This is a genomic window from Alteromonas sp. R7, from assembly GCF_055755235.1.
Genome location: NZ_JBVTQX010000009.1, coordinates 89,707 through 106,294 on the forward strand (window position 1 = coordinate 89,707; position 16,588 = coordinate 106,294).

The 16,588-nt window shown below is 44.7% G+C and carries 12 protein-coding genes and 2 tRNA genes; 5 read left to right on the plus strand and 9 right to left on the minus strand.

Going from position 1 to position 16,588, the window contains the following annotated elements; all coding sequences use genetic code 11:
• Position 1 precedes the first annotated feature (1 nt).
• From AC0J2X_RS15010 to AC0J2X_RS15040, 7 genes are all read right to left on the minus strand, one after another.
• Positions 2–886 carry an RnfABCDGE type electron transport complex subunit G gene (locus AC0J2X_RS15010; protein ID WP_069943947.1) on the minus strand — a complete coding sequence of 295 codons (885 nt, stop codon included), beginning with the start codon at positions 884–886 and terminating at the stop codon, positions 2–4.
• On the minus strand, positions 886–1,968 hold the full coding sequence (gene rsxD, locus AC0J2X_RS15015; RefSeq protein ID WP_061485157.1) for an electron transport complex subunit RsxD: 1,083 nt from the start codon (positions 1,966–1,968) through the stop codon (positions 886–888). Before rsxD ends, AC0J2X_RS15010 begins: the two co-directional genes overlap by 1 nt.
• Positions 1,968–4,859, minus strand: coding sequence for an electron transport complex subunit RsxC (gene rsxC, locus AC0J2X_RS15020; RefSeq protein ID WP_069943948.1), 2,892 nt, complete (start codon positions 4,857–4,859; stop codon positions 1,968–1,970). Before rsxC ends, rsxD begins: the two co-directional genes overlap by 1 nt.
• Positions 4,860–4,864: 5 nt before the next feature.
• On the minus strand, positions 4,865–5,446 hold the full coding sequence (rsxB, locus tag AC0J2X_RS15025) for an electron transport complex subunit RsxB (RefSeq protein ID WP_014975992.1): 582 nt from the start codon (positions 5,444–5,446) through the stop codon (positions 4,865–4,867).
• On the minus strand, positions 5,446–6,027 hold the full coding sequence (rsxA, locus tag AC0J2X_RS15030; protein WP_014975993.1) for an electron transport complex subunit RsxA: 582 nt from the start codon (positions 6,025–6,027) through the stop codon (positions 5,446–5,448). Before rsxA ends, rsxB begins: the two co-directional genes overlap by 1 nt.
• Before the next feature lie 193 nt (positions 6,028–6,220).
• Positions 6,221–6,297 (minus strand) — tRNA-Asn (locus AC0J2X_RS15035).
• Positions 6,298–6,324: 27 nt separating this feature from the next.
• Positions 6,325–6,401: transfer RNA gene (locus tag AC0J2X_RS15040), tRNA-Asn, on the minus strand.
• Between the two features lie 997 nt (positions 6,402–7,398).
• On the opposite strand from AC0J2X_RS15040, the gene AC0J2X_RS15045 reads away from it, so the two are divergent.
• From AC0J2X_RS15045 to AC0J2X_RS15055, 3 genes are all read left to right on the plus strand, one after another.
• Complete coding sequence (locus tag AC0J2X_RS15045; protein WP_044583734.1) at positions 7,399–8,781, plus strand: MATE family efflux transporter; 1,383 nt, start codon at positions 7,399–7,401, stop codon at positions 8,779–8,781.
• 96 nt (positions 8,782–8,877) lie between these two features.
• A complete protein-coding gene (gene uvrB / locus AC0J2X_RS15050; RefSeq protein ID WP_014948785.1) occupies positions 8,878–10,893 on the plus strand; it encodes an excinuclease ABC subunit UvrB in 2,016 nt (671 codons plus the stop codon).
• Between the two features lie 273 nt (positions 10,894–11,166).
• Complete coding sequence (locus AC0J2X_RS15055) at positions 11,167–12,093, plus strand: LysR family transcriptional regulator (RefSeq protein ID WP_014948786.1); 927 nt, start codon at positions 11,167–11,169, stop codon at positions 12,091–12,093.
• 96 nt (positions 12,094–12,189) lie between these two features.
• Here AC0J2X_RS15055 and queC read toward each other — a convergent pair whose 3' ends face one another.
• A complete protein-coding gene (gene queC, locus AC0J2X_RS15060) occupies positions 12,190–12,846 on the minus strand; it encodes a 7-cyano-7-deazaguanine synthase QueC (protein ID WP_014975995.1) in 657 nt (218 codons plus the stop codon).
• A 95-nt stretch (positions 12,847–12,941) separates the two neighbouring features.
• Between queC and queE the strand changes: the two genes are divergently transcribed.
• Together queE and AC0J2X_RS15070 are read left to right on the plus strand one after the other, a co-directional pair.
• Complete coding sequence (queE, locus tag AC0J2X_RS15065; protein WP_014948788.1) at positions 12,942–13,616, plus strand: 7-carboxy-7-deazaguanine synthase QueE; 675 nt, start codon at positions 12,942–12,944, stop codon at positions 13,614–13,616.
• Positions 13,617–13,692: 76 nt separating this feature from the next.
• A complete protein-coding gene (locus tag AC0J2X_RS15070) occupies positions 13,693–14,589 on the plus strand; it encodes a type 2 periplasmic-binding domain-containing protein (protein ID WP_014975996.1) in 897 nt (298 codons plus the stop codon).
• Positions 14,590–14,658: 69 nt separating this feature from the next.
• On the opposite strand, the gene asnB is transcribed toward AC0J2X_RS15070, so the two are convergent.
• Positions 14,659–16,329: an asparagine synthase B gene (gene asnB / locus AC0J2X_RS15075; RefSeq protein WP_014948790.1), complete on the minus strand. Its 1,671-nt coding sequence runs from the start codon at positions 16,327–16,329 to the stop codon at positions 14,659–14,661.
• Between the last annotated feature and the right edge of the window lie 259 nt (positions 16,330–16,588).

Consider the following 16,588-nt stretch of genomic DNA (forward strand, 5'->3'; position numbering starts at 1 on the left):
GTTATAGCTCCTCTACACTATGAGGTTGAGCCTCATTCACGTTAATCGCATCAATTGTTTCAACGGAATCTGTAATTGCGCAGGTGTTTGGAGCGTTGAAAAGTGCAGATTGGTTGGCCTGTGCGTAAAGCAAGGCTTCGCGTACTGCTCTTACTACTGCTCTCGGCGTGATGGTAGCGCCAGTGAACTGATCGAACTCACCACCGTCCTTTTTGACCTGCCAAGGCGCCAAATTGTCGGGTGAAAAAGGCTTGTCACTGAACTCCGTTATCCAATTGCTAACGGCAAGCTCTATTTTATCGCCAAGCCCAGGGGTTTCTTTGTGTTCGATAACGCGCACGCCAAGCACCCTCATACTGATTCTATTAGTGTTGGGCGCAGAAATATCGGACGCATTCTCGTCTTGCTCAGATGACTTCTGAGGTGTTGAGTCAAGCTCGGCCAACTCCGAGAGCGCTAACGCGGTGATATTGAGATTTTCGCTCTCACCGTCGAGCGAGTCAGTACTCGAGCCGCCTTGTGTGTTTCCACCAACGTGTGCATCCACTTTAACACCAACAACGATATCGATATCTCCACTGTATCCGTCTGGAGCAGTGGCTTCTAATACTAATGCGCTAGGTTGGCCATTTAACGTCGCACGATATATTTTGTGGGCTTTTTTGTTGCCAAGTTCAGGTGCATTGACCTCTGTGCAGTTGGCGTAAAGGGCATTGTCGTGGAATTCGCTAGGCACGACTTCATTAAGTACGCTTAGCAGTTTTTGCTGCTTTTGTTGCTCAATTTTATCTTGGGTGCCAAAAAATGTGAGTGCTATTAATGCTGTGGTAACAACGGCAAACGCACCTAACATAAGGCCGTTTTTGGCCAGGCTTTCTTTCATCATTAGTGTTTACCTCGACCTTTAACGTTTTTGCCGTACACGCGAGGACGGGTATAGTAATCAATCAAAGGCACCGCCATATTCATAATAATAACCGCAAACGCTACGGCATCAGGGTAACCACCAAAGGTACGGATTATTACCACCCAAAAGCCAATCGCTGCACCAAATATAATGCGGCCTCTTGGTGTTGTTGATGCTGAAACCGGGTCGGTGGCGATAAAGAAGGCGCCTACCATTACTGCACCGTTAAACAGGTGAAATAGCGGTGAAGCGTAGTAATCGGCGTTTGCTAAATGAAGCAGTGATGCACAAACAAAAACGCTTAGCAGCATACCTCCCGGGATATGCCAGCTGATAACGCGGGTCTTCCAAAGGTAGAGGCCACCAAGTAAATACGCAAGACTCACCATTCCCCACCCTGCTCCAGCAGCTTCGAATACCCCGCCATCGAAGATTGGCTTCGCCAATGACTCTGAGTATGTTACGCCTTGCGTTAGGTCGGTTTTCAATGTGTCTAACGGTGTAGCCATGGTTACACCATCGGCAATGGTTTTGAGTTGAGTGACATCGTATCCGCTAGTAGTAAAACCAGTAAATATAAGTGATACCGAATCAAAGAAACTTGGCGTAATGCCAGCGTGAGTCGCAGGAGGCAGCCATAGGCTCATAGCCGCAGGGAATGAAATAAGCAGCACCACATACGCTATCATGGCAGGGTTGAAAATATTAAAGCCAAGCCCGCCGTAAACCTGTTTAGCCACCGCAATAGCGAAGAAAACACCCGTTACCGTCATCCACCAAGGTAGGGTAGGAGGAATACTAATTGCGATGAGTAAGCCGGTTAATACTGCGCTGTAATCTGTTAATGTGCGCTCGATGGGGCGATTTCTTAAAAATAAAATCACGCCTTCAATGACCAGTGCACTCACTACTGCAATAATGGCTTGAATGAGCATTCCCCAGCCAAAAAAGAAGGATTGTGCAATCATGCCAGGGAGCATGGCATAAATAACCATACGCATGACTTGGCCAGTATCGCGTTTAACCCGTTGGTGTGGTGAACTCGATAAACTTAACTTCATTATGATTCTTTCTCTTGTTCAGCTGCTGCTTTTTTTGCTTTAGCCTTTGCTACTGCAGCTGCAATGCGCGCTTTCTTTTCATCTTGTGCCGTCGGTTGAGAAGGAGCTTGCGTGCTTGTTGCTTGACCTACACGGCTAGACGATTCGCTCTGCTCATGTGCTTTACTACTTTCCTGTTCAGCAGTATTTGATGAGGTCGCTACATTGCCATTACTGTCTTGAGCAAGTTTCTTTGCTTTAGCCTTTGCCACTGCGGCAGCAATGCGCGCCTTTTTCTCGTCAGCTTCATTTGTCGAGGCAGCGTCGTCAGCATCAGTTTGCTCGCTTCCTTGATGTTCTTCCTGCTTAGCCGCTTTTTTGGCTTTCGCTTTCGCCACCGCAGCAGCAATGCGCGCTTTTTTTTCATCCGCTTCGCTCAAGTTGTTAGCTGAATCTGATGCGCTATCACTCTGAGCACTATTGTTTTGTTCGCTGACGCTTTGAAAACTGGCTTCTTCTGGCGAGTTACCGTCTTGAATCTCAATACCAGCCTCGCCATCAGGGCTAGATGCTTGCGCTTTTTGCGAAGCGGCCTTTTTAGCTTTCGCTTTCGCTACCGCCGCTGCGATCCTAGCCTGCTTTTCATCTAGCTGTTCTTTGGAGTGACTGTCTGGTTGCTCATCTAATTGAGTTGGCGCACCTTGCTCTGAAACTGACTTGTCAGGCTGACCGTCTTCGCTATTTTTAGCAGCTTTTTGCGCTTTAGCTTTAGCGATTGCCGCGGCAATACGCGCTTTTTTCTGCGCTTCAGCGTTTAGCTCTGAATTAGCTTCAGTATCGGAAAGTTCAGTATGCTTTTCGCCTTGAGAGCCCGCAGTTTTTTCTGCTGAAGATGCTTCAGACTGGCTGGCTTGCGCGGCCTTTTTTGCTTTTGCTCTAGCGATAGCGGCAGCAACTTTAGCTTTTTTCTCATCTTCTGGTGATGATGACTGGTTACTTGGCTGTTCTGTGGTTGATGGTTCGACAGCGCTTTCATCTTGCGTTTCGTTTTGAGCTTGCGCGGCTTTTTTCGCTTTTGCTCTGGCGATTGCTGCAGCAACCTTTGCCTTTTTATCATCTTCTGGCGATGACGCTTGCTCAACTTGCTTATCCGCGCTTTCAAGTTGAGCTTCATTCTGGGCTTGTGCGGCTTTTTTCGCCTTAGCTCTGGCAATAGCTGCTGCTACCTGTGCTTTTTTATCGTCTGCCGCAGTGCTTGGTTCGTTGGTATTTGTTGTATTACTTTCATCCTTTGCGTTGGCCTGCATAGCCGCTTTCTTTGCTTTCGCACGCGCAAGCGCCGCCGCTACTTTGTCCTTGGCCTCAGTTGCGCCAGCATCGACAGCGCTATTCGCATTATCGGCTACTGCACTTTCTTCTTTGGCTTTGTTGGCGGCTAATCGTGCTTCTTTTGCTTTTCTATGTTTTTCTTCGCGCTCAAGTTTTTCGCGCTCTAAACGTTCTTTACGTGCTTCAAAACGCTGTTTAGCTTTCTCGGCCTTGTTCTTTTCATCACGCTGAATGCGTATTTCGGATTTAGCCTGGCGGTAGTAATGCACCAGTGGGATTTCACTGGGGCAAACGTAAGCACATGCGCCGCACTCTATACAGTCGAAAAGGTCGTATTCTTCGGCTTTATCGTATTCTTTTGCTTTGGCGTGCCAAAACATTTGTTGGGGGAGCAATGACGCAGGGCATGCGTCGGCGCATGCGCTACAGCGAATACAGGGGCGCTCTGCATTGTCGTCTACCAGCTCTTTTTTTGCAGGAACCAGCAAACAGTTTGTGGTTTTAACCACGGGGATCGTAGCGTCTGATAAGGTAAAGCCCATCATAGGCCCGCCCATAATCACTTTAGGTGCTTTCTGTTTTTTCGGGTTGTAGTTTGCTTCATCCAATAGATGAGAGACGGGCGTACCCAACAACGCTCTAAAATTGCTTGGTGATTCAACGGCTTCACCAGTTACGGTAACAACCCGTTCAATCAGCGGCTTGCCGTGTAAAATAGCGTCTGCAATGGCATAGCAGGTACCAACGTTGAACATCATCACGCCTACGTCGGCAGGCAATCCATTTCTTGGAACTTCTCGGCCAGTCAGTACCTGAATCAGCTGTTTTTCGCCGCCGGCAGGGTATTTAGTCTCAACGCTAACAACGCGATAGTCTTTTTTATCCTGGCAGGCAATATTAAGTGCTTCGAAAGCCTCTGGCTTGTTGTCTTCAACCGCAACTACAATGGCCTTCGGCCCAATAAGGTGAGTAAGAATGTCTAGACCCTGGCGTATTTGCCAGGCGTGCTCACGCATCAATCGATCATCAGAAGTAATGTAAGGCTCGCACTCAATCCCATTTAAAATAAGAAACTCAACAGGTTTTGACGTTGAGGTTTTTATATGAGTAGGGAAGCCGGCACCACCCATTCCTGAAATTCCTGCTTGGCAAATAGCTTCTATAAGTTTGTTCTTATCTATGTCGCTATAATTTGCTATTGGAGATAGGTCGCACCATGTGTCTTTACCGTCAGGACGTATCGAAATACACATTTCTGTTAGGCCGCTAGGGTGCGCTACAACATGCGGAGCAATCGCAACAACCTCGCCCGAGGTTGGCGCATGAACTGGCACAGAAAAAGGCGATGAGCTTTGCGAAAGAATTTGGCCTTTCAATACGGTATCGCCAACTTCTACGCAGCAGATACCGTCTGAGCCAATGTGCTGCCTTAAAGGAACAATCAATAATTCGGGTAACGACGGTTTCTTTATTACTGATGTATTAGATAGAGATTTCTTATCGTCGGGATGTACGCCACCTGGAAATGAGTACATCTTTCCCGCTTCAAGGGTTTCTATAATTGAATCAAAACTTGGGTACATCACAATTACGACACCATTTTGATGGGGATATCACCTTTAGGCGATGATTCAAAATCCCACTTCCATGTAGAAGTTGTTTGAGCAATTGGCACCATGTCGATACAGTCGACAGGGCAGGGATCTACACATAGGTCACACCCTGTACATTCATCAGTAATAACCGTGTGCATGTGTTTGGCGGCACCTAAAATGGCATCGACAGGGCAGGCCTGAATACATTTGGTACAGCCGATACATTCGTCTTCGCGTATAAACGCGACTTTTTTAACGTCTTCTTCGCCATGAGCTGCATCAAGGGGTTTAGGTTCAACTCCCATCAAGTCTGCGAGTTTTTTAATCGTTGCTTCGCCACCGGGTGGGCACTTATTAATATCATCACCTTCAGCAATTGCCTCAGCATAAGGCTTACAGCCCGGATATCCGCATTGGCCACATTGAGTTTGTGGTAGTACAGCATCTATTTGCTCAACAAGCGGGTCGCCCTCAACTTTAAAGCGAATGCTCGCGTAGCCCAGAACCAAGCCAAAAATAAGCGCAAGTACGCCAATGGCAACAACGGCGAATATAATTGCGGTAGATATCGTCATTACACTTTCACCAGTCCACTAAAGCCCATAAATGCTAGGGACATGAGACCAGCGGTTATCATAGCGATTGAGGCACCTTTAAAAGATACAGGTACATCAGCTGCAGCTAAACGCTCACGCATGGCCGCAAATAACACCAGTACAAGAGAGAACCCCACAGCAGCGCCGAAACCATAAATAAGACTCTGCATGAAATTATGCTGTTCGGTAAGGTTTAATAGCGCTACACCAAGCACTGCACAGTTGGTTGTGATAAGAGGAAGGAAAATACCTAACAATCTATATAAGGTAGGGCTGGTTTTGTGCACGACCATTTCTGTGAACTGAACCACCACCGCGATAACAAGAATAAAAGCAAGCGTTCTAAGGTAACCGATGCCCAGTGGAGCAAGTAAATAGGTTTCCACTAGGTAGCTCGATGCAGAGGCAAGGGTGAGTACAAATGTGGTGGCCATAGACATGCCCATGGCAGTTTCAAGTTTGCCAGACACACCCATAAACGGGCATAAGCCGAGAAACTTAACCAACACAAAATTGTTAACCAGTACTGTACCAATCAATAGCAGTAAAAATTCAGTCATGAATAACGCAATTCCTTCGAGGAATTTTGACGGACAATGCCCGCGAATTAAAAAGAAAAACAGATTAGGTCTATTATCCCTTTTTAGAACGGGTTTAACAACTTGATTGAATTAGGGTTATTTAATGTCTAAACGCGTTGTTTTAGGAATTAAAATAGAATGAAGTGGGTGAGGCGATTAAGAGCCAACTAAGTGGCTCCCCCTCCCCGACTCGAACGGGGGACCTGCGGATTAACAGTCCGTCGCTCTAACCAACTGAGCTAAGGGGGAATCGACACCTAAGTTGTTTGCTGAAGTTGGCTCCCCCTCCCCGACTCGAACGGGGGACCTGCGGATTAACAGTCCGTCGCTCTAACCAACTGAGCTAAGGGGGACCTGTGCTTCAACGGAGGCGAATATTAAAGACGTACTTAGGAACTGTCAACAACATAAATGAAATATTTGTGCTGACTGCGCAAAAAATAGCTTTTTACGGCTTTTATGTTCATTTTGTCGCCAATGCTGAGAAAATGATGGTTAATAACTGCACATTATTCCCTCATTGCTTATGAACAAGAGGTTGTTTTAGTAATTGATAGTTTTACCCATCTCGTTTTCTTATATATCTCACTAAAGTTAAAGGGTATAACTAAATAGAATAAAAAAGCGCTTCCATACTGGTATTATGTACAGGCTTTAATAAATCTGTAACCTGTACCTGAGGATTAAAAGGTTAGTCACCACTTACGTGCTGAGAAATTAATCGAGCACGAAATCCCGCCGAATATGGTCTGGCGTTAGTTATCCACTAAATCTGTGGATAACTATGTTGATAGCTTAGAATCGCTGTAGTTATTTACGAGATCGCGTACGTATTGATCTAATCAGGTTATGGCGTTATTGAGTGGATAATCTTTTTAATACAGGGGTTTAGGGTGTTTTTTTTGATCTTGTTTCTCGATCGGAATAGATCGGTTGAACAAAAAGTAGCTTGTGTGTTAATTCAACGAATGCCTAAATGCTATTCAATGAAATCCATCTTAATTCTCAATGCCTTACATTTTGTTAACATTTTTGTGTGTCTTTTAAACGCTCTATTTGGATAGCTAGATGCGCCCGAGACGTTTTGCCTGCATATTAAAAGTGAAACAGGATAGAAATTAAACTGTAATGAACACATACGCACGTGTTTTGATTTATTTTTACAAAAACTCGTAGTTTTGTGGCGTAGCCAGCGAAATGGGTCATCGCACGTACTTTTGTCAAAAACATCGCTTTTCATACAACCCTCTTATGCTTTGTTTTGTTTGTCGAATACACATAGCTAAATAGTGTTCACTCTTTTACACTAACGCGCAATTGATGAGGGGATTTTAGTTTGCCGGAGCTCAAGTGATAAAAAGTAACGCTAAACAACGTACTTCCGACTTATTGGAAGGAGATATAGGTACTACGTTAAAGCGTATGACTATTCCCATGATACTGGGAATGGTAATGATGATGAGCTTTGGACTTATCGATACCTTTTTTGTGAGCTTGCTGGGCACCGACCCTTTAGCCGCTATTAGTTTTACCTTTCCCGTTACTTTTACCGTAATAAGCCTAAACATAGGTTTAGGTATTGGTACCTCTGCAATTATAGGCAAGTTACAGGGCAGTAAAGAAATAACCAAGTCTCAACATTATGCGACGGGTTCATTAATGCTGTCCGTTTTGCTTGTGGGTGCACTAGCTGCAATTGGCTTTTTCACCATAGAGCCTGTGTTTAAGTTGCTTAATGCAACAGACAATCTAATGCCGTACATTTCTGACTATATGGGGCTATGGTACTTGTCGAGCATCTTTCTTGCCATGCCGATGGTTGGCAATAGTGTGCTGCGAGCGTGTGGCGATACCCGCACACCCAGTATTGTTATGGCGGCAGGCGGCGGATTAAACGCGTTGCTTGATCCTATTTTCATTTTCGGACTTGGGCCCATTCCGGCAATGGGAATAAAAGGTGCGGCACTCGCTACCTTTATAGCGTGGATAGTTGGTGCATTATGGATTCTTTATATTTTAGCCGTTCGTCGAAAGTTGATGTTGCCTCGACTGCTGACACTTGCCGAGTTGCGTGATAGCAGCCGTGAAATTCTTAAAATAGGACTACCTGCGGCGGGTGCAAATATGCTTACCCCCGTTGCCGGTGGCGTGATGACAGCTGTAGTTGCTGGTTACGGCGCCGAAGCGGTTGCAGCGTGGGGAGTGGGAAATAGAATGGAGTCTATTGCAAGTATTGTTGTGCTAGCACTTTCCATGACACTGCCTCCATTTATCAGTCAAAACGTTGGGGCAGGCCAAGTAGAACGGGTAAAAACGGCATATTCGCTTACATTGAAATTTGTTCTGGTTTGGCAGTTCGCCATTTTTCTTGTCATGTGGGGACTATCTAGCTGGATAGCCGTCGCCTTTGCTAATGAAGCAGAGGTAAGCGTACTAATACAGCTGTTTCTTATGATTGTACCGCTGGGTTATGGCATGCAAGGCATTATCATTCTGACTAACTCATCGTTGAATGCCATGCATCGCCCAATGACGGCATTAACGTTAAGTGTCATCCGCTTATTTGTTTTCTTCGTACCTATCAGCGTTGCGGGTAGTTTTCTATTTGAACTGAAAGGGTTATTTGCAGGAACGGTCATTGCCAATATTGCAATGGCGTGTGTTTCATTTGTTGTTTTCAAACGTGCGATTACTCAGTTTGAATTAGATAAAGAAACGTCTGAGCACAGCTAATACCAGAGCGGCTATCTAAGGCTGTGCGTTTTTAATGTTGAGTAGTTTGACCGCAAGCAAGATGTTAAGCAGTAAGCTAAAGAAAAGGTTAAGTAAATGAGTAGAGGGTTTGAGCTTCATTCTAAATACAAGCCAGCAGGCGACCAGCCAAAAGCAATAGAAGCTTTGGTGGATGGCCTAGAAAGTGGCTTGGCCGGCCAAACACTGCTTGGTGTTACGGGGTCGGGTAAAACCTTTACCATGGCTAATGTCATTAAAGAAGTGCAGAGACCAACGCTTATTCTTGCACACAACAAAACATTAGCGGCTCAGCTTTACGGTGAGATGAAAGAATTCTTCCCCAATAACGCCGTAGAGTACTTCGTTTCATATTATGATTATTATCAGCCAGAAGCCTACGTTCCAAGTACAGATACCTTTATTGAGAAAGACGCGTCAATCAATGATCATATTGAACAAATGCGACTGTCCGCCACTAAAGCGTTGATGGAGCGCAGAGACGTAGTCATTGTAGCGAGTGTGTCGGCTATTTATGGTTTGGGTGACCCTGAATCCTACATGAAGATGCTATTGCACCTTCGCCAGGGCGACACCATGGACCAACGTGACATTTTACGTCGCCTTGCAGAACTGCAGTACAAGCGTAACGATTTAGCGTTTGAAAGGGGTACGTTCCGTGTTCGTGGCGATGTTATAGATATTTTCCCTGCGGACTCTGAAAAGCAAGCCGTAAGGGTCGAGCTTTTTGACGATGAAATAGATAAAATTAGTCTGTTCGACCCGCTAACCGGGGCTGTCGATAAGTCAGTTATTCGAGCAACGGTTTTTCCTAAAACGCACTATGTAACCCCTCGAGAGAAAATCCTCAATGCTATTGAGCATATCAAGGAAGAACTTGGCGATCGCAAAAAGCAACTTCAAGAGGCGAATAAGCTGATTGAAGAGCAGCGTATTTCACAGCGCACCCAGTTCGATATCGAAATGATGATGGAGCTTGGCTATTGTTCTGGGATCGAGAATTACTCTCGCTATCTTTCAGGAAGAGCACCGGGCGAACCACCTCCAACCTTATTGGACTATTTTCCAGCAGATGGCCTAATGTTTATCGATGAGTCTCACGTAACTGTCTCTCAAGTAGGGGCAATGTATCGCGGGGATCGTTCTAGAAAAGAGACCTTGGTGGAATTTGGTTTCAGGCTGCCGTCGGCGTTGGACAATCGTCCGCTTAAGTTTGAAGAATTTGAACAGATTTGCCCCCAAACCATCTATGTTTCTGCGACGCCAGGCGATTATGAATTAAAGAAAACTGACGGTGAGATAGTAGAGCAGGTTGTGCGTCCAACGGGCCTGCTAGACCCTGTTATTGAAGTACGTCCTGTAGCCACTCAAGTTGATGATGTCCTGTCTGAAATACAAAAACGGGTAGAGCTTGACGAACGTGTGCTTATTACTACCTTAACCAAGCGTATGGCTGAAGATTTAAGCGAGTATTTAAATGAGCACGGCGTTAAAGTTCGTTATCTGCATTCGGATATCGATACCGTAGAGCGAATTGAAATAATCCGAGACTTGCGACTGGGTAAATTCGACGTGTTGGTAGGTATTAACCTTTTACGTGAAGGTTTAGATATGCCGGAAGTGTCGCTGGTGGCGATTTTAGATGCCGATAAAGAAGGCTTTTTGCGAGCCGAGCGTTCATTAATTCAGACTATTGGTAGAGCCGCGCGTCACGTGAATGGTAAAGCTATTTTGTACGCTGACAGTATTACCAAGTCGATGAAAAAAGCGATGGACGAGACTGAGCGCCGTCGTGAGAAGCAAATGGCGCATAATGAGGCAAATGGTATAACGCCGATGCGACTTAATAAGCCTATTACCGATATTATGGACTTAGGCGACAGCGCGCACCCTGCGTCTGGAAAAGTCAGACTGCGCAAAGTTGAAGAGAAGAAGAAGCAACAGAAAACAGCAAGTGCTACTGAATTAATGGACCAAATCACGGAGCTTGAAAAGCAGATGTTTGAATATGCGCGCGAGCTTGAGTTTGAAAAAGCAGCATCATTGCGTGACGATATTGAAGCACTTCGAAAGCAAGTTGTTACACTCTCTTAAAAATGGCTATGTGCCCCGCTAGCAGAGGCTGTATGTGGGTTCTTTCCGTATAAAACCGGATAACTCACTACAGCACTTTTCCTTTTGATGTAAGAAAATCCCCCTTTTTTCCTGTGGACAATACGACTTGACGTCAGTTTTTGGGTAGCACAAAACTCAAATTTTTAATAAAAAATGAGATGAAAAGCCGCAAAATGTCGTTGTAATAGCACAATTAGTTGAATATAGTTCTAAGTTGAGTATCGATAACTATACCTATAAACAGGTGCTAATATGCTTAATCGTCTTCAGGAGTCAGATATAAAGCTACTGCGTGTGTTTTACGCTGTAGCGAGCTGCAACGGATTTACTGCGGCAGAACCCGTGTTGCGTATGCAACGACCCAACATCAGTGCAGCCATCAAAAAACTGGAAGAACGTTTAGATTTGGTGTTATGTCATCGCGGTCGTGGTGGCTTTCAAATGACAAAAGAGGGTGAGGTGGTTTTCCAAGAAACCAAACGCATCTTTAATGCCTTCGACAATTTTGTCTTCAATCTGAAATCGCTGCATGATGACTACTCAGGCCATATCACTTTGGTCTTAATGGCTGGCCTTCCACTTTCTATGCACTTAGCCGTAAGTAAAGCGGTTAAAAGTACAATGAAGAAATTTGACGATATTCACGTTAATATCCAAACTCGTTTATATAATGAAGTTGAGCATGTCGCTTTATCTGGTGAGTGCCACCTCGTTGTTTCAACCTATGACATGGTCAAACCGGAATCAGTAACTTTTCATCCTGTCGGCATTAAAACTGAAGGGCGATTGTACTGTGCGCCTACACATCCTCTGGCAAAGTATCGCGATACTGATTTACCAGAAGGCGTGAAAATTGGTGATTATCCTGCCATTGGTATTTCTGGATTGTCGTCGGCAAACTACATTGAAGATGAAACCAGATTATCGATTCAAACTTTTTCAGACTCATTTGATGCTGCGATGTCTGCGATTATGACCGGCGAATATGTTGGTTTGCTGCCAGACTATATGGCGAAAGAGCAGGGCGCTGCACTTGGGCTCGTACCTATTGCAAAAGGGAGCTTATTTAAATTTAGTCACGAACTGTTTGTAATGAATGGAAAAAATACGCGATTAAACCCAGTATTACGTCACTGTATTAAAGAATTGAGCTACTTCATTTCAGAGAGTCAAAAGTAGTAGCAGCAAGCACCTGCGATCACACCTCTTATTGTTTATAAATGCTTGGATTAAAGCGTTTATAAACAATAAGAGGTGTTTTTATTTCAGATTACGCTATTCGTATTCTAGAGGATCGACGGCGTTATTTTCCTTGAACGCCTCTAAGCGCTCTTCGCACGCACCGCATTTTCCGCATGCTTTTTCTCTGCCGTTGTAACAGGTCCACGTTTGGCCGTAATCCAGTCCCATTGACAGACCATCGGTCAAGATAGCGGTTTTGCTGTCGTCGATATAAGGCGTCATAATCGTAACCGGTGTATAATTCGCAATGCCGCACACATCATTCATTTTATGAACAAACTCAGGGCGGCAGTCTGGGTAAATGGCATGATCGCCAGAGTGAGCGCCATAGTATACTTCGTTAGCGTCTAAACTGACCGCGTAGCCAACGGCGAGCGATAACAAAATCATGTTGCGATTGGGCACCACGGTTTGTTTCATGCTTGGCTCTTCATAGTGGCCTTCTGGCACTTCGATATCTGAGGTTAACGCTGAACCCCCTATGAGTGTATTTATGGCGCTAATATCTACAATTTTGTGAGGAACGTTAAGCGAGTTACACACGTTGGCAGCATAATCGAGTTCTTTCTTGTGGCGTTGTCCGTAGTTAAAGCTCAGTGCATGAACTTTTTTGCCTGCTTTTAGCGCCTTATGCAACACTGTGAAGGAGTCCATGCCTCCTGAATAGATAACAACAACGTTTTCTGACATAGTTTTTCGAAGATTTAAGAAATTATGCCCGAATTTTATGTGATCCTTGGTAAAATCCCAACATACAATCGTTAAAGGGTGTCAAATTGTCTGTAATGTCCACATTAAACATCAATGAGATGTTTGAAACTATCCAGGGTGAAGGAGCTCACACTGGTATTCCCTCTATCTTTGTTCGTTTACAAGGCTGTCCTGTGGGCTGTCCATGGTGTGATACAAAACATACGTGGGAAATTAAGCCTGACTTGAGTGTGTCGCCACAAGCTGTGATCACAAAAGGCGAAGAGTCTGAAACCTATTTCATCTCCAGTGAGGAGGCTTTGCTGGCTGAGTTTGGGAAACAAGGCTATGTGGCAAAGCATGTGGTTATTACCGGCGGTGAGCCATGTATGTACGACCTACGTCCTCTGACGAGCCTACTTCACGACAACGGATACACAACACAAATAGAGACCAGCGGTACTTTTGAAGTACTTTGTGACACGCGTACGTATGTGACGGTTTCTCCTAAAATAAACATGAAAGGCGGATATGACGTCTTAGTAAGTGCGCTTGAAAGAGCGAATGAAATCAAGCACCCCATCGCAATGCAAAAGCATATTGACGAGCTTGATGCGCTGCTTGCTAATGTATCGTCATTAGACGGAAAACAGGTTTGTTTACAACCAATTAGCCAGCAAAAGAGAGCCACAGAACTTGCAGTGCGTACTTGTATTGAACGTAACTGGCGGCTATCTTTACAAACACATAAATACATTGGTATTGAATAAGTGTTTGAAATGCTCCGCCTTTGTGGCAAACACGTCTTGCGCTTAAGTAATCAAATTAACAAAGGACATAAAGAAGATGCATAGCTTTAATCTGCTAAAAAAAGCCGTGATAGCGGCCGTCGCTTTATGTTCTTTTACTGCTGCATCAATGGTTGAGGCCGCTACTTGGACAATCACTTATCCGCGTCCGATTGACGACTCAGATGCCCGTGCTCAATATCCGATAGCACTGCTTAAACTTGCGCTCGATAAAACCGGCGTAAATTATGAGCTACGCCCTTCTGATCGCATATTGCTGACGGGCAAAGCGATGCGTCAGCTGCGTGAAAACAGAGAAGTTAACGTAGTATGGAGTATGACGGACAGCCAGCGCGAGAAGGAACTGACCCCCATTCGTATTCCAATCGCAAAAGGGCTTATAGGTCTTCGTGTTTTCGTTATTAACGAAAATAAAAAGACGAAGTTCGACGATGTATTATCGCTGACCGATATGCGTAAACTTATACCCATTCAGGGTGAAGAATGGCCGGACACCAAAATTCTTCAAGCCAACGGGTTTAACGTGTTTACTGTGCCTGAGTTTCGCGAAGCGTATGACATGATTAAACAAGGTAAAGGGGACTTTTTTCCTCGTTCTGTTATGGAAGTGGACGCAGAGCTGGAGGTGGAAGGTCGTCGTAACAATCTTTACCTTGAGCCTTCAATGGCGCTGTATTACCCCACCGCTATGTATTACTTTGTAAGTTCAAGTAACAAGACGTTAGCGAATCTTATTGAAACAGGCCTTAACAGAGCCATTGAAGATGGGTCTTTTGATGCGTTATTTGAATCTACGTACGCCCCAATTTTAGCCTCTTTAGGGGTTAATGAGCGTAAAATTTTCACTCTCGAGAATCCGTTATTACCCATTGAGACCCCTCTTACTAATTCTGCTTTATGGTATAAACCAAAAACAGAAGCTTCAAAAGAATAAATAGACAATAAAAAACGCGGCTTAGGCCGCGTTTTTTTGAAATGTTAGCTCTGCTTGTACGATTGTCTATTAAGACTCGCCAGCGTGGACGCCTTTCATCGAACGGCCAGAAGGATCTGCGTTGTTTTTAAAGCTCTCATCCCACTCAAGTGCTTCTGCTGTACTACACGCAATAGATTTACCGCCTGGCACACAGCGCGCTGCACTTTCTTGAGGAAAGTAGCTCTCGAAAATAGTGCGGTAGTAGTAGCCTTCTTTGGTGTCTGGTGTGTTAACTGGGAAGCGGAATTCCGCTGTTGCAAGTTGCTGATCAGTCACTTCGTTTTCAACGAAATCGCGAATTGAATCAATCCAAGAATAACCTACACCATCACCAAACTGCTCTTTTTGACGCCACAGTACTTCTGCTGGAAGGGTTTCGCCGTTATCAAACGCTTTACGAAGGATCCACTTCTCCATTTTTCCATCTAGACACATTTTGTCTTGTGGGTTTAAACGCATAGCTACGTCAATGAAGTTCTTATCTAAGAATGGAACACGAGCTTCTACACCCCATGCCGATGTGGCTTTGTTAGCACGCGCACAGTCAAACATATGTAGACGATCAAGTTTACGTACCGTTTCTTCGTGGAATTCTTTGGCGTTTGGCGCTTTATGGAAATACAGGTAACCACCAAAAATTTCATCAGAACCTTCACCCGATAGCACCATTTTAATGCCCATCGCTTTAATCTTGCGTGTCATTAAGTACATTGGAGTAGCGGCGCGGATCGTTGTTGTATCGTAGGTTTCCAAGTGATAGATAACATCACGGATGGCATCTAAACCTTCTTGAATGGTAAAGTGAATTTCATGGTGTACGGTGCCAATCATGTCGGCCACTTTCTTCGCTGCCTTAAGGTCAGGTGCTCCTTCAAGACCTACAGCAAAACTGTGCAGGCGAGGCCACCATGCATCTGTCTTGTCTTCGTCTTCAACTCGCTTTGCAACGTACTGCGCAGCGACAGCTGAAACCAGTGAAGAGTCCAAACCGCCCGATAGAAGTACAGCGTATGGAACGTCAGACATCATGTGTGACTTCACAGCTTTCTCGAATGCTACACGTAGCTCTTCTAGGTTGCTGGTGTTGTCTTTTACGTTGTCGTATTCCATCCAGTCGCGTTTGTAGTACTTGGTGATTTTACCTTCTTTGCTCCACAGGTAGTGGCCAGGAGGGAACTCACTGATTGTCTTACATACGCCTGCTAACGCTTTCATTTCAGATGAAACATAGAAGTTACCGTGTTCATCGTAACCGGTATAAAGCGGAATAATACCAATATGGTCGCGGGCAATAAGGTAAGCGTCTTGTTCTTCATCGTATAGAATGAACGCAAACATACCCTCTAGTTCATCGATAAAGTCGATGCCTTTTTGCTGAAAAAGCGGAAGAATAACTTCGCAATCAGAACGGGTTTTAAATGGGTACGGCTCATCTAGATTAGCAGCAAGTTGCTTGTGGTTGTAAATCTCGCCGTTAACGGCAAGAATTTGTTTATCGTTTTGGCTGATAAGAGGCTGCGCCCCTGTATCAACGTCGACAATCGCCAATCTTTCGTGACAAAGAATGGTATTGTCATTATTCCAGATACCCGACCAGTCAGGGCCACGGTGGCGCAAAAGTTTTGATAAATCGAGGGCTTGGGTTCTGAGTTCAGACACATCGGTTTTGATATCAAGGATACCGAAAATACCACACATATAACGGATTCTCTCTGTTCACTTGTTGAAAAAAATAATAGAAGTTTTTTCTGTCGGTACTCGCGTACGAGTGGGCGATGATTTGTTGTTATTCTTATTCGCGTGCCCCTGAATGTGCCAGTCTGACAGGAAATTGCAAGTACATTATGATGAGAAAATGGAAATTCTTATTCCATTTATCCCAAAATAGCCGTTTATTAACATTTTTATCCTAATTCCATGCAAAGGTAAGCTTATGAATGCGGTAAGCAGTGCTTAA

Coding starts and splice junctions, on each gene's coding strand:
- rsxC (WP_069943948.1), bottom strand. CDS start 4,859: ATGTACCCAAGTTTTGATTCAATTATAGAAACCCTTGAAGCGGGAAAG.
- asnB (WP_014948790.1), bottom strand. CDS start 16,329: ATGTGTGGTATTTTCGGTATCCTTGATATCAAAACCGATGTGTCTGAA.
- queE (WP_014948788.1), top strand. CDS start 12,942: ATGTCCACATTAAACATCAATGAGATGTTTGAAACTATCCAGGGTGAA.
- rsxD (WP_061485157.1), bottom strand. CDS start 1,968: ATGAAGTTAAGTTTATCGAGTTCACCACACCAACGGGTTAAACGCGAT.
- AC0J2X_RS15070 (WP_014975996.1), top strand. CDS start 13,693: ATGCATAGCTTTAATCTGCTAAAAAAAGCCGTGATAGCGGCCGTCGCT.
- rsxB (WP_014975992.1), bottom strand. CDS start 5,446: ATGACGATATCTACCGCAATTATATTCGCCGTTGTTGCCATTGGCGTA.
- uvrB (WP_014948785.1), top strand. CDS start 8,878: ATGAGTAGAGGGTTTGAGCTTCATTCTAAATACAAGCCAGCAGGCGAC.
- rsxA (WP_014975993.1), bottom strand. CDS start 6,027: ATGACTGAATTTTTACTGCTATTGATTGGTACAGTACTGGTTAACAAT.
- AC0J2X_RS15055 (WP_014948786.1), top strand. CDS start 11,167: ATGCTTAATCGTCTTCAGGAGTCAGATATAAAGCTACTGCGTGTGTTT.
- AC0J2X_RS15010 (WP_069943947.1), bottom strand. CDS start 886: ATGATGAAAGAAAGCCTGGCCAAAAACGGCCTTATGTTAGGTGCGTTT.
- queC (WP_014975995.1), bottom strand. CDS start 12,846: ATGTCAGAAAACGTTGTTGTTATCTATTCAGGAGGCATGGACTCCTTC.